The sequence below is a fragment of the Pseudomonas sp. ATCC 43928 genome, assembly GCF_005938665.2.
Lineage (GTDB): Bacteria > Pseudomonadota > Gammaproteobacteria > Pseudomonadales > Pseudomonadaceae > Aquipseudomonas.
Map to the genome: position 1 here is coordinate 4,834,065 of NZ_CP041753.1, position 13,843 is coordinate 4,847,907.

Here is a 13,843-nt window from a genome sequence, read left to right on the forward strand (position 1 = left end):
CGCACAAGATTACGCCCATGCCGGGCGCACCATAAAAATCCGATGCCAGAGGTCTGGCATCGGATTTTCGAGGAAGTCCGGCTGAGGCTCAAATACTCAAGTGAACAGCATTACGGTCAGGCGAAACACTCGCTCCCTATCAGGTGAGCGGTTTGCGCAGCAGGATATCGACCGCGAAGACGCCCAGGACAGTCCCGGACACCCAGCGTTGGGTGCGCATGGCAGAAGGTCGCTTGGCCAGGAATCCACTGACCCGGGAGGCGGCGAGAACGATCATGCCGTTCACGGTGACGGCAATGGTGATCTGTACCAGCCCCATCTGGATGAATTGCTGGAAGGTAGATCCTGCGGAAGGGTCGATGAACTGCGGGATCAGCGCGGAATACATCAGCGCAATCTTCGGATTCAGCAGGTTCGTCACAAGCCCCATGGTGAACAGCCGTCTCCGCGAGTGAGGTGGCAGCTCCCGCGCCTCGAAGGGGGAACTCCCCCTGGGCTTCAGCATGTTCCAGGCCAGATAGCCCAGATAAAATGCGCCTGCGATCCTGACGACATCGTAGGCGACTGGCACTGCCTTGAACAAAGCGGCCAGTCCCAGTCCCGCCGCCAACAAGTAGCACACGAAGCCTAGCGCCACACCCGCCAGCGAAATCATCCCGGCCAGCCGCCCCTGGGAAATCGCCCGCGAGGTCAGGTAGACCATGTTGGGACCCGGTGTCAGCACCATACCCAAGGAGATGATGGCCACACCGGCCAGGCTTTCCAGCGCCATCATTGGCGTGCTCCATCGTTCAAAGGGGATGTATCGGCCCGCTGCGGCTCGAACCAGCCGAGGCTGCCGCGGAACAGCGCATGCTGAGCACGCTGTGCCACTGGCCGAACCACGATTTCATCGACATTGACATGTGCAGGCTGATCGGCAACCCAAGCCACAACCTGGGCGACATCGTCCGCGCTCAAAGGCCGGTCGACATCCTTGTAGAGGGCACTGACCCGTTCGGCGTCGCCGCGAAAACGATTCAAGGAAAACTCTGGCGTATGCACCATGCCGGGGAGCACTTCGGTGATGCGCACCGGTATACCCTTCATCTCCAGTCGCAAGGAATGGGTCAGTGCGCGCTGGGCACTCTTGGCCGCGCAATAGCCGCCTCCCCCCTCATATCCGGCTAGCGCAGCCGTTGAGGTGATATTGATGATGCACCCTTGGGACGCGATGAGCCGAGGCAATAGCAGTTGGGTCATCCGCAAAGTCCCAAGGACGTTACTGTTGAACATGTTCGTCCAGTCCTCGGCACTGGCCGCGTCTACCCCATCTAGGCCGATAGCCCCGCCCGCACAGTTCACCAGAAGATCGCACTCGAAAACCTGCACCAAGTCCTCCTCTCGCGCCTGTGTCACATCCAGCACAATGGCGCGTCCGCCGGTTTCGCCGGCAATCTGCTCGAGCCGATCCCCCCTGCGCGCCACAAGGAATACCCGCCAACCACGACTGGCCAAGGTACGAGCGCATGCCTCGCCAATGCCACTGCTTGCACCGGTAACAACTGCTGTTTTCAAGATTGAGCTCCCCATGCTTCGGATAACTGTTCGAAGATCTTCCCCACGTCACGTACCAGCGCGGGACGATCGAAGCTGCGCAGCCGAAGGCGCGTGCCAGCGCCCTCATAAACACCGCTGGCGAAGCGATCCAGGTTCTGCGGTTGAGCCCAGTACAGGGTACCCAAGCCTTCACGCGGCGAGCTGTTGCGGCGGGCGATCACCCATGCCCCCCGCTCGCGGTGCAATGGCCTGCCCTCCTTGCTAAGGCTGCGCGCAAGGTCCCTGTAGCGGGTAGACGCCCCGGTCTGGATTTCCCAAGCGATCCCCAGCAGGTCGATATCCCTCACCTCTCGCCAGAGGAACGGGATTTCGGCGCCACCGACCCGGGCACCGATTTCCAGGAACAGCAATTTGTCATCCAGGTCGAACAGTTCGAGGTGGAAGACGATTTCTCGCTCAGGCGCGAAGACCGCCAGCAGTTGTTCGACGCGCCCCGCAATCCGCCGTTCGTCGTCGCCCTCCTCGAGTTCGATACTGCCCAGCGGGCTATCCGGACCGAAATCGGCACAGCTGTTCACATAACGCGACGCCGTGACTACCACAATCCGTTGCCCATCCCACCAGCCGTCAACGTGCAGGATGGGGGCCGCGCAGCAAGCCTGGACCATCATCGGCTCCGTGGCCTGCCCGATCTGATCAAGATCCCTTGGGCCGCGAAGAAACTTTACGCCGCGACTCGCCGTGCCGTAGCGCGGCTTGAGCACCAGCGGATAGCCGTGTTCAGCGGCCAGTCGCTCTACCGCTTCGCGGGAATCGGCAGGCGAAGCAGGCAACACGCCGATCGACGATTGCCGGCCTGCGACCTCCAGCATGGTGAGCTTGTCGCGGAACCGCTCGGTCCACGCGACAAGATCTCCCGGTACCTGCCATCGCTCACGGATAGAAGCCGCATTGAGCAGGTCGCCCTCATTGAGGGCAACCACCAGCGCTGGAACCCCATGTTGCTCGACCAGACGCTCGGCCTCAGCCATGACCGCCTCAGCATCGTCCAGTGAGACGAGCACCGAGCTTGACGCCAGGCGCTCGCTCGGCAGGGACGCGCAGGATTCGGGCGTACAGATCGCCCGAATCTGCATTCCTGCCGGCAGTTCGTATCGGTCGTATAGCGCTTGGCTACCGACCCAACGGTGCAAGCAGAGGACATATTTCATGCCGTGGGATCCACGATGAAGTTGACCGCCGCTACCAGTTCATCACCGATACGCACGGCATCCTCGCGCGAGGTGCCTGTTGCCAGGACATACCCTGAAACGCAGTCGGCAACGGTGTCGAGCGGTGGAATCGTATCGCCCTCATGCTTCTGGATGACTACGGCACGCTCGGCTGCGCCCAGTTCGAACAGGAACGGCAAGAACACCCGTGGAGTCTCGCCTGACTTGGTATGGCGCACATCGACGTCAGGCTTGAGATCGAGCTCGACCTTTCTGACCTTGCCAGGTGTCGGTACGAAGAACTGGATCGCGGCACCCGCTTTCGGCTCGGGCGACACTTGCGGCAGAGTGTCGATACCCAGCGGCACAGTCAGGAACATGCGGTTCAGGTCCAGGCCGAACGCACGCCGCACCAGTTCAGGGGCACCCGAGCCCGCCAGGCGAGCATGGGATTCGAGTACACGAGGCCCCTTGGGGGTCAGCACGAACTCGCTATGGGAGGGCCCCTCTTCCAGTTCTACGGCGTCGAGCAGGCGGCAGGTCATTTCCTTCAGCTCGCTCAGCCATTTCCTGGCCTCGGTGCTCGGCGTGCTGACTTCCCACTCAACGTATTTGTCGTTCATGCGGTACTGGGAGTAACCAATGGGAAGGTGGCGCCCCTGGAACGAGAAGGAGTCGACGCTGACGACCGGCCCCTCCAGGTACTCCTCGATGATAATGTGCTTGACGTCGGCATCCTGAAGCGCCTGCCAGGCCTTGGAAGCAGAGGCTGCGTCATCGCAGGGATGGATATGCAGGCTGGCCACGCCTTCGGCGGGTTTGAGAACCGACTTGCCATGCTCTTTGACGAACGCGACAGCATCCTGCGCACTGGTGACATGGCGATAGGCAACCGGGCTCAGGTTGTGCTCGACCAGCAACTCGCGCATGGCCACTTTGTCCTTGAGCAGGCGCGCAGTCTTATAGGAAACCCCGGTGAGGCCGAAGTGATCGACCACTTTGCCCGTTGACTCGCCTGCCACTTCGGTAGTGGTCATGATGCGATCGAACGGACGGTCGCGGTGCAGGGGCTCGAGGACCTTGATGATGGCCTCGGCGTCGTCAATCCTGGCATGCACCACCTGTTCGCAATGGGCGAGGATTTCCTGCTCGTAGTCACCCTCCTGATGCACCAGCACTACGTCGATGCCCAGCTCCTTGGCACCGTGAATGGGCGAGGGACGACCACCGACTACTGCGATACGCTTATTCATGCATGAACTCCCTGTCTACTGTGATGTTTGTTGTGTGATGGTTCTTGAAGCAAAGGCTCAACTGCCGTACACCCGGCGCAGCCAGCGCGCCTTGCCGTTGAGCAGAGGCTGGAACGCCTTGCGCCGGTGCAGCACGCGGGCATTTTTGAAAATGAAGAAGTCGCCTGGTTGCAACACCACCTCTATACCCTGGGCATCGCGCAGGCACTGGCGCAGGAGCCCAAGTGCCTTTTCGCTGTCCAGGTCGAGGGCGGCCACGATGCCATCGTCAAAGCGCAGGCGATAACCGCCCTCGTCGTGCTCCAGCACCGGCAGCACCCTCGGCTGGCCATCGAAGCCCTCGTTGGAGGCAGGGGCACCAAAGGTGTAGGCAGACTTCTGCAACTGGGCGATCGCCCAGCCGGGCAGCTTTGAAAGGACATGATCCACACAAACAATGTCGGTGGAGGCGCCTTCAAAGTTGCGCACGGCGGTAAAGGCCAAGAAGTTCGGCACGGCGGTCGCGACATTTCGGCTTTGATCGGCGAAGGGCCAGTTGGGATTGTCGGTGTGCCAGAAAAACTCCACATCCGCGCCCCAAGAGCTGGTGGTGCCCGCGGCCTCCGGAACCGGAACGACGTTTCTGACCAGCTTGCCGAAGTTCTCATACTCGACTGCATGCGGCCTGACACCCAGCAGCCGCAACATGCCAAAGTGCAGCAGATCGAAGTCAAGAACACACTCGGCGTTGGGCAGGAAACCATTGCGCGGCGTCGCGACGTCCGTAGAGAGCGAAATGCCTCTGATGAGCAGCGCTTTGTGCGGGCTGTCAGGAAATGCGCGAATTGCCTCGACGATGTCCCGGCCCAACACTGTGCCGAGCCAGTCCCCGCCGACTGCTCCCACACTCTCAGCGCAGTGCGGCGTTTCGGCCAGCCTCACGCGACAGCCCTCCAGCCCGGTCAGGTCGGGATCATTGACGACCACCACCTGTACCAATGAAGCCTCCTGAACATCCATGGCCATGACGCTCATGATTTGCGGTTCAGGTATGAGGTGACCTTGGGGTCCGGCTGATGGGCGAACGCCTTGGTTCGTCGGATAAACATCCCCAACGGCAGGATCAGGTAGAGCAGAACATAATCCATAGTGCACCTTCCCTAGTGTATGAAAGAGTTAATCCAGCGGTACTGTCTCGCGCCAGTCGACCGCCTCCTCGAACTGAGGCTGCTCCGATTTATCGAGGTAGAAGTCGCCAATCGCCAGCACATCCATGTTGGTACGCATAAAGCAGCGATAAGCTTCGAACGGCGTGTTCACAATCGGCTCACCACGCACGTTGAACGAGGTGTTGACCAATACAGGACACCCTGAACGCTGATAGAAGTGTTCAAGCAGCGCCCGGAACCGCGGGTTGCGCTCCCGGTCAACGGTCTGCACCCTTGCCGAGAAGTCCACGTGGGTGATTGCCGGCAGATCGCTACGCACCAACTTGAGCAAGTCGATCCCGGTAAGCCGCGCACTCTCCTGCGGGATCGCCTTGCGAATGCCCATTGCAATTGGCGAGACCACCAGCATGTAGGGGCTTTCCTCGACGATGTCGAAGTAGTCTGCCGCTTTTTCCTCAAGCACCACGGGAGCGAAGGGGCGGAAGGACTCGCGGAACTTGATGCGCAGGTTCATGTTTGACTGGGTGTCCGAGCGGCGCGGATCACCCAGGATCGAACGGCTGCCAAGCGATCGCGGACCGAACTCCATTCGCCCCTGGAACCAGCCGATGACCCCGCCGTCCTCGATGCTGGTGCTCACCCGCTGGTCGAGCTCTTCCGGCGAAAGCCTGTGAAAAACAGCGCCGCAGGCTTCCAGTTCGTCCCTGATCTGCTCTTCGCTGTACTCCGGCCCAAGCAATGCTCCGCTCATGCCATCACGCACGCCAGCAGGCAGTTCGCGGCTCGCTACCCTGCGATACTTGCGGTCAGTCAGCAGCGCGGCGCCCAGCGAGCCACCCGCATCGCCAGCCGCCGGTTGCACCCACAGACGGTCGAATATCCGCTCACGCGAGATCACGCCGTTGGCTACGCAGTTAAGGGCAACGCCCCCGGCCATGCACAGTGCGGTCTCGCCAGTGAGCTCACGGGCGGTCTTGGCCAGGCGCGAAACGACGATCTCCGTGACTTTCTGCACCGATGCGGCCAAATCGAACTCGCGATCGGTAAGGGGGGCCTCGGGCAAGCGCCGGGGGCCACCGAACAGCTGCTCAAAGGCATCGCCCGTCATGACCTGGCCTTTGATGAACTCAAACTTGGTCCAGTCGAGCCTGAAGCTGCCATCGGGCTTCACATCGATCAGATGCGAGAGGATCGTGTCGACGTAATGAGGCTTGCCATATGGCGCAAGTCCCATGAGTTTGTATTCGCCGGAGTCCACCTTGAAGCCGCAGAAATAGGTGAAGGCCGAATAGAGCAGGCCCAGCGAATGGGGAAAGGACAACTCGGCAACCAGCTTGATACCTTCTGGCCTGCCGTGCCAGATGGTGGTCGTCGCCCACTCGCCGACACTGTCGATACACAGGATCGCGGCGCTCTCGAAAGGACTGGGGAAAAATGCCGATGCAGCGTGGGACTCGTGGTGACCATGCACTTCGATTCGGCGACCGTCCCGGTCTCCCATCGCTCTGAGATGACGCACGACCTCACGGTCCATCCGGCGCTTGGTTGATAGCCATTCGCCAAGCACCGGTGCGTAGGTGCGCGCTGCCGAAAACCCGGCCACGGCGGCCGTCGAGAGCACCCGACGGAACTTCAGTGCCGGGTCTTCGTAATAGGCGACATGGTCGACATCGGCCAGGTTTATACCTGCGTTCCTCAGGACGTACTCGATGGCCTTGCGTGGGAAACCCGGGTCATGCCGTATCCGGCTGAAACGCTCTTCCTGGGCCGCGGCAACGATCTTGCCGTCCACTACCAGAGTGGCCGCGCTGTCGTGATAAAAGGCAGAGATGCCAAGCGTAATCGTCATAGCAGCGACCTCACTTTTTCGCGAAACTTATCCAGCATTGTTTGCTCCCTGGGTGGATTGAGCGCGACGAATCCATTACGGACGCGCGCCCAGAGTTCATCACGGTCACTACGAGAAAAAGCACAAAGGTAGGTATCCAGACTCGCGGCAGCCCATGCCGTATGCCCGGTGGAGATGTTGTCGATGGAGTTGTGCAGATCGACGAACATCGTCGGATAGCCGTAGGCAACCAACGCCTTGTGGGTACGCCGATAACCGCCCCCTACTCCGGACAGCTCCATCGCCAGGTTCAGCCCGAGAATCTCCGGGCAGTAGGTTTGGGGATATCGCCCGATAGACAACCAGAACACGGGCAGCTCGAAGTTCTCGTCGTTGAAGCAAGCGGCGTTGGCGTATCCAGGGTCGGCGGTGGCCGGCAACTCGCCATGTACTGCCTTGAGCAGATGGCGGTAGATGACGGGATGGTTCTGCGCCTCGATTCCGTTGCCCAACTCATCGAAAAGCGTTTCGAACAGTCTGCTGCCGTACGCCGTGGAGGCTACCGCCGGGTGGGCGAACCCGGCCAGCCAGGCCCCGTCGATCATTGTCAGCGGCGCCAGGGACAGGATATCGGCGACCACCTCATCGCGAGACGGCAGCTCTTCGTCCTGCTCCAGTGCCTGGTTGGAAGCTTCATGCTGGCCCTGCAACCACTGCTGCAAGACACCGGGAGCCCAACGCTCCGGCAACGAGCAATACCCCTTGGTGACGCCACGGGCGGCCCTGGCCAGCCAGCTCTTCACGTAGTGACCGGCATAGGATTCCTCCGACGGCGTGAGCTCTATTCGCAACAGGCGCGGGTAGGCCTGTCGCGGGCTGAATCTGGCGACCAACGCTTGGGTTTCAGCGACCTCGCGAAGAGCCCCGGCGAGTTTGCCGTCGTCTTTCCATACCTGGAAAGCCGGGGTCTGCCTGGGCGCATCGGAGTAAGGCAAGCCGCAGATCCAGCGGTGAAGAATGGCAATATCGTCGCGACTGAAGATTCGGAACATCTTGCCCCGCGGCGAAATCAGGCTGGTGAGCAGTGGACTCGATTCCGGCCTGCCCGCCCGCACGTAAGCGCTGGCGGCAAGATGGTCGAGAAACTTCAAGGAGTCGTCGACTGCGAGCAAGGGCTTCATCGGCACCTTATTCAACTGAGTCTTGTCATGGTATTGACAAGCATCCAGCCGACGTCGGCTGATCAGGTGGCGCGCCGCCTCTCTCGGATCGAGCCAGCGCTCAAGCACATCGAGCAGCGCTTCGTTCATCTCCTCGGCCTGCCGGCGCGCCCACAGGTAGCCTTGGCGTACCCCATCGTTTCCGGCAGCGCCCATTTGCACGAGAAATTCCCGGACTGCCGTTTCGGCGAGCACGGCAAGATCGTCGGCACTACCAGCGGGGTCGCGACGCAGATCGAGAAACTGGCGGGCGGACGGCTCGTTATGGGCGATGAACTCAAACGAGGGCAACAGCCCGCAATGACGCAGGTAAAGGTTGATCCCCAGGATCTGGGCCGTCAGCGACTCCGGAAAATGCCCCAATACGAGCAGGGTCGAGGCAAAGTTGAAGGCTCCGTCCGAGATCCTTGGGTCGGCCACTGCTCGCAAGAGATCTTCGCCAGCATCTGCCAGCGCGTGCTGACGCAGCAATTCCAGGTAGCGCTGGATACGACTGGCCCCTGGCTGACCGGCACCCACATCCGCCGCATGGATACTCAGCGCTGCCATGGCATGGCGTGCTTCATTATTCCAGCTGCCGCACACCCCATGAATCAGGTGCTGACTGCCGATCAGAAAGGGAGCCGACTCCAACGCCGCCTTGGCACGCAACGCCTGGGCATCCGCTTCGTTCCCCTCGATTGTCTGTGCCAACCTTCGGAATCCGTCGCGCAACGGCCCAAGCCGCTCGCATGCAACACTCGCCAGCCCCGCCAAAGCCGCCGGGCTGGTGAAGTCGACGTCTACCAAGTCCGTCCCATGCACCTCACCCAGGCAAGTGCGCAGGCTGACCGGCGTGAACATGCGCCTGGCCTCTCCCCCGGTCTCTGCCCCGAGGAAGCTGGAAAAGATTTGCCTATTAGTCTTCATCAGTGCATTGGATATATGGAGGAATTGTTTTTCTTCTTGGCTTTTTTCTTTTTCTTGAACAAAGAACCAAGTGCCTTGCGAATTCGCTTTAACATAGAGCCCCCTAAATTTTCATTGCAGGTATCGATGAATGGCGCGTGCTACGACATCACTGCCAAGGTCGGTAAAGTGCGCGCGATCAACGTATAACCATTCATCATCCGGACGCTCTCTAAAATCATCGATCAAACTGGCAAATCGAACACCCAAGTCATGACAACTGTTGGCCAGACTATCGGCGTAATATTCCGCGACCGTGGGGGCGGATATATCGCCATATAAATGCTGCCAGGTACCAAACCGGGAAATCTGATCAAGCTCATTGAACAGCTTCTGTTCTTCGGCACACGGCGTTCTTACCCAAGTCGCCAAGGGCTGGAGAACAAACGTAAGTTCTGCACCCAAAGAATCCGCGAGGCGTTTCCAGGTAGTCAGACAATTCATGGTGTCTTGCAGAGCGCGTACCAGAGTTTGCGAAACAGGCGGAACCTCAGTCGTTTCGGCCGGCCATTTTGGAAGTTTTCCAGGCGGCAGTTCTGCACCATTTTCCTCAGCAATTTCATCAAACTTTTCGTAATAGTCACCGCAGAAGTAGAACGGTGGCAGATCACCTCGAATGAACTCAGGAAGACGCGCCATGACCAAAGTATTGAAGCCGCCCATGATCACGATGCGTCGCACTTTGGGCAGTCGATGAGCATGCAGCACGAACAGCATCAATTCCTGGGTCGCATTAAAGGTATGCCCCGCGAAATTCAGCCATGGCGTAGCGTCGGGATCATGCGTGGACAGGCGGCTCGCTACCGAGGCGGCATCACTGGAAGCCCCGTAACCCAAGGCTGACGAGGCCCCGACCAGTAAATTCACCTCTGCTAGCGTGCTGGCCTCGAGGGTGCCGACACTGACCGGCCGACCTTGCGCATCATAGGCCAGGCGAAATCCGAGCCGATCGGTATTGATCGCTTCCGAACGGTAATCGGCGGCATTGAAACCCATCACATAAGGCAAGTACTGGGAACGACTGCGACTGGCGAATTGATCGTAGGTGAGCATCTGGGGTGTTAACTTCACACGTTCCAGACTGGGATCATCCAGCGCAATGCGCTTGCGTCTTTTAAACATGGCCAAGCCACTCCTTTAGCGAGAATCGGAATTCCATTTGATCAGCCAACTTTTTTTGGGACGAACGTCTATTTCGATTATTCAATATCGAAAGTTCGAACCTGCCAATAACGGCCCACAGCAAGCCAGGCACCATAAGTTTGAGATATCAACAATCCAAACTGTTAGATGCATGAAGGTCGAAATTAATTAAAACCGTGCGCGAGCAAAATAATTCACAGCACAATGCGACGAGGCGGGAAATTCAGTGATGATTTTTGCGAGGTGCAATTTGAAGGTATTGCAGACTGCAATACGCTGATACGGATAGCTTCCATGCATTGTATCTTCCTTTTTACTTTTATTCTTTTTGGCCCATCCGAGGGGCTCATGCGATCGATTCTAGACATTGGATCCCAAATGTCAAATGAAGCACCTGCATTTTATCCAAGAAAAAAAATATTCATGAAAAGGCGCGTAAATCAACAAACCCTATGAATGCCCGCTCAAGTTGCCTGACGACACCCTGCTGCTCACCGTGTCGCTGATTCTGGTGTCGTCGCTGTTTGCTTTTGCAATGTCAACATGAAGAGCAAGGACAACTCCTTCCAGGGCTTCGCCGCCACGTAGAACGTGGTTGCCCTGTGCCTTTACATCATCGACCCGTCGCCGTCGCGTACGCGGCTCCTGAGCACCTTCCTCCAACCCCCCCCATAGAGTGAGTCGCGTCTGCACCGTCCAAGGCCTTCCAGGCCAAGGACGGTAAGGCGGCTCCGCTTAGGTGAACAGCATCACCCTGAAAAGCGGGGTTTTTATCGCCCGATATTTTTCTTTTAGCCGCCATTGCCTAAGCACCAACCGATATAACGGTTATAACTCGAAGCCGGAAATATTTTAAAAACAGTCCTTTACAGCAAAATAATGACACTACACTTCAACTCAAGCGGCTTGATCCGCTTACGGCGAGCCTGATTCGATCCACAGCTGCCAAGGCCTCTTCAGGTATCGCCGACCACTTGATGTTTCGAGGGCTTTATGGGTATCGCTGCCAGCGAACTGTGCCGTTATGTGATCCGTCCGACATTGATCTACCTCGGGCGCCATAGCGCGACTGCCGAATCCCTGCTGCTGGGCATCGCCGCCAGTCAGTCAGCCCTTGGTTCAGCCCTGCATGACCGCCGTGGACACGGCTTGTACCGGATCGCCGAGCCCCGCCACCAGGCCCTCTGGGATCACTACCTGGCCCTGGACCCGGAGCGGGCGAGCCTGGTTCGCGGCCTGGCCAGCCAGCATGCTTTTCTCAGCGGGCCGCACCTGGAATTGACCGTCAACCTGCGTTACGCCACAGCCATCGCCTGGCTGCTGGTAGAAGAACAGAACACTCCCCTCCCCGCCTCCGATGACTTGCTGGGAATGGCCCGAATCTGGCGCCAGACCTTCCAGCCCCAAGGTCGTTTGCGAGACTTCACCTACGCCTGGCAAACCTGTGTTTCATCGTTGAATCAGGTCGCCTGCTGATTCACCCATTTCAGAAGATCGCCCAACAGGTCGCGATTTTGGTCGGATTGTCCTACAAAACCGCTCTAAATCAAGCAATACAGGCTATGGCGCCCGGACGAAAATGTTGGTAATTTTCGCTCCGGTGATCACCAGGAGTTCTAATAATGAAAAAAGTAATGCTCAAAACCACCCTTAGCCTCGCCGTTGCCTTGGCATCCACCCAGATCTTCGCCAGTGGCTTTGCCCTCAACGAACAAAGCATCAGCGGGATGGGGACAGGTTTTGCCGGGCGATCTTCTTCTGCCGACGACGCATCCACTGTTTTTGGTAACCCTGCCGGCATGTCTCGCCTCAAGCGCGAACAAGTGACCGGCGGTGTTGCATTTATCGACGCGCACGCTGACATCAGTGATGCCAGCTCCAGCCCGAATGGTGGTACCAACAAAGGTGACATGGTCCCTTTCATGGGCGTGCCCATGGGCTACTACGTAAAGCCACTCGATGACCAGTGGGCAGTCGGTTTCGGCGTCTATGCTCCATTCGGTCTGGTGACCGACTACGAGAACGGCTTCGCCGGCCGTTACTTCGGCAGTAAAAGCGAAGTCAAAATCGTGACTCTCCAGCCAACCATCAGCTATGCCTTCAACGACAAGGTGTCGATCGGTTTCGGTCCGACCATCAACCGCATTGACGGCACCCTGGAATCGAACCTGTCACTAAACCCGCGCGCAGCGGACGGTAACGTCAAGATCAAAGGTGACGACACCGCGCTGGGGTACAACATCGGCATCTTGGTACAAGCGACCGACAGCACTCGCGTTGGCCTGACCTACCACTCGAAAGTGAAGTACAAGCTCGAAGGTGACACCAAGGTCAACTACAGCCTCCTCGGGGCTCTGGGTCAGAACCCTAACCAGAAGTACGATGCATCCCTGGACATAACGACTCCTGAATCGGTTGATATCTCGCTCACTCATCAACTGGATGACAAGTGGACCCTCTACGCGGGCAGCACCTGGACTCGCTGGAGCCGCCTGAAAGAAATCAGCGTCGAAAACAGCGGCGTCCCTGCAGCCCTGAACAGCCGGTTTGGTACCATCACCGAAGAACAGAACTGGCATGACACCTGGGCTCACGCCATCGGTGCTTCGTACCAGTTGAACAAACAATGGGTTCTGCGTACCGGTCTGTCCGTCGACCAGGCACCAACCAACAACGAAAACCGCTCCCCGCGCATTCCGACTGGCGATCGCAAGATTTTCAGCCTGGGCGCGGGCTGGAGTCCGACCGACGACCTGACCATCGACGTAGCGTACTCGTACCTGCGCGAAGAGTCGGTCAAGGTCAACAACAGCAACGGCCGCCAGAGCTACAACGCCAAGTATGAAAACTGGGCAAACGGTTTCGGTGTAGGCGCGACCTACCGTTTCTGATCATTCACGGCGAACCTGAACACCTCGCCGCCTGAATTGAAAAAGCCCCGCACTCTTGTACAGAGGCGGGGCTTTTTAGTGCGCGTCGATCAGGGCTTCGAGGCCAGGGCTTTCTCCACCGCCTCGATGAACTCGGGATTGTCGGGCTTGGTCAGGCTGGAGAAATTGGCGATCACGTTGCCTTGGCGATCGACCACGTATTTGTAGAAATTCCACTTCGGCGAACTGCTTTGCTCGGCAAGGACCTTGAACAAATGCGTGGCGTCATCGCCGCGGACTTTCTGCGGTTCGGTCATGGTGAAGGTCACGCCGTAATTCACATAACAGACCTTGGCAGTCTCTGCACCATCCTTGGACTCTTGCCTGAAGTCATTGGATGGAACACCGACCACCTCAAGCCCTTGATCCTTGTAGCGCTGATACAGCGCCTCAAGACCTTTGAACTGCGGGGCGAAGCCACAGAAGCTTGCGGTATTGACCACCACCAACGGTTTGCCGGCGAAGCGCTGGCACAAATCGATGGATTCCTTGGCGCGCAGCTTCGGCAATGAGCCTTGCAACAGCTCCGGGCATTCTGCTGCCTGAGCCAGCCCGGAAAAAAACATCAGCAACGCAGGAACTGCAAGCCAGCGCATCGGCATGTCGGTGCATCCTTGAGCAAT

The 13,843-nt window shown here is 58.6% G+C and carries 11 protein-coding genes and 1 pseudogene; 3 read left to right on the forward strand and 9 right to left on the reverse strand.

Annotation, left to right across the window (positions count from 1 at the left end):
- Positions 1-139: 139 nt before the first annotated feature.
- The 8 genes from FFH90_RS21990 to FFH90_RS22025 all read right to left on the reverse strand — a co-directional run bounded on the left by FFH90_RS21990 (position 140) and on the right by FFH90_RS22025 (position 10,269).
- Positions 140-775 carry a LysE family translocator gene (locus FFH90_RS21990; protein ID WP_018925150.1) on the reverse strand — a complete coding sequence of 212 codons (636 nt, stop codon included), beginning with the start codon at positions 773-775 and terminating at the stop codon, positions 140-142.
- Positions 772-1,557, reverse strand: coding sequence for an SDR family oxidoreductase (locus FFH90_RS21995; protein ID WP_018925149.1), 786 nt, complete (start codon positions 1,555-1,557; stop codon positions 772-774). The genes FFH90_RS21990 and FFH90_RS21995 overlap by 4 nt, the downstream gene beginning before the upstream one ends.
- Positions 1,554-2,750, reverse strand: a complete 1,197-nt coding sequence (locus FFH90_RS22000) for an acetyl-CoA carboxylase biotin carboxylase subunit family protein (RefSeq protein WP_111454358.1) — start codon at positions 2,748-2,750, stop codon at positions 1,554-1,556. The genes FFH90_RS21995 and FFH90_RS22000 overlap by 4 nt, the downstream gene beginning before the upstream one ends.
- Positions 2,747-4,003: an ATP-grasp domain-containing protein gene (locus FFH90_RS22005; protein ID WP_111454359.1), complete on the reverse strand. Its 1,257-nt coding sequence runs from the start codon at positions 4,001-4,003 to the stop codon at positions 2,747-2,749. Before FFH90_RS22005 ends, FFH90_RS22000 begins: the two co-directional genes overlap by 4 nt.
- 57 nt (positions 4,004-4,060) lie before the next feature.
- Positions 4,061-5,017 carry a TauD/TfdA family dioxygenase gene (locus tag FFH90_RS22010; RefSeq protein ID WP_064619327.1) on the reverse strand — a complete coding sequence of 319 codons (957 nt, stop codon included), beginning with the start codon at positions 5,015-5,017 and terminating at the stop codon, positions 4,061-4,063.
- 141 nt (positions 5,018-5,158) lie between these two features.
- On the reverse strand, positions 5,159-7,000 hold the full coding sequence (locus FFH90_RS22015; RefSeq protein ID WP_138866088.1) for a carbamoyltransferase: 1,842 nt from the start codon (positions 6,998-7,000) through the stop codon (positions 5,159-5,161).
- Positions 6,997-9,042, reverse strand: coding sequence for an iron-containing redox enzyme family protein (locus FFH90_RS22020; RefSeq protein WP_064619333.1), 2,046 nt, complete (start codon positions 9,040-9,042; stop codon positions 6,997-6,999). The genes FFH90_RS22015 and FFH90_RS22020 overlap by 4 nt, the downstream gene beginning before the upstream one ends.
- A 177-nt stretch (positions 9,043-9,219) precedes the next feature.
- Entirely contained in the window at positions 9,220-10,269 is a 1,050-nt protein-coding gene (locus FFH90_RS22025; RefSeq protein WP_138866089.1) for a hypothetical protein, read from the reverse strand.
- A gap of 484 nt (positions 10,270-10,753) precedes the next feature.
- On the opposite strand from FFH90_RS22025, the pseudogene FFH90_RS22030 reads away from it, so the two are divergent.
- The 3 genes and pseudogenes from FFH90_RS22030 to FFH90_RS22040 all read left to right on the forward strand — a co-directional run.
- A pseudogene (locus FFH90_RS22030) lies at positions 10,754-10,875 on the forward strand (phosphatidylcholine/phosphatidylserine synthase); the annotation flags it as partial.
- 408 nt (positions 10,876-11,283) lie between these two features.
- Positions 11,284-11,766, forward strand: a complete 483-nt coding sequence (locus FFH90_RS22035) for a hypothetical protein (protein WP_007936111.1) — start codon at positions 11,284-11,286, stop codon at positions 11,764-11,766.
- Between the two features lie 146 nt (positions 11,767-11,912).
- The gene (locus FFH90_RS22040) at positions 11,913-13,181 is read left to right on the forward strand and encodes an OmpP1/FadL family transporter (RefSeq protein ID WP_064619339.1); all 1,269 of its coding nucleotides are present in this window, start codon (positions 11,913-11,915) and stop codon (positions 13,179-13,181) included.
- 89 nt (positions 13,182-13,270) lie between these two features.
- Here FFH90_RS22040 and FFH90_RS22045 read toward each other — a convergent pair whose 3' ends face one another.
- On the reverse strand, positions 13,271-13,822 hold the full coding sequence (locus FFH90_RS22045; RefSeq protein ID WP_018925139.1) for a glutathione peroxidase: 552 nt from the start codon (positions 13,820-13,822) through the stop codon (positions 13,271-13,273).
- Positions 13,823-13,843: the final 21 nt, after the last annotated feature.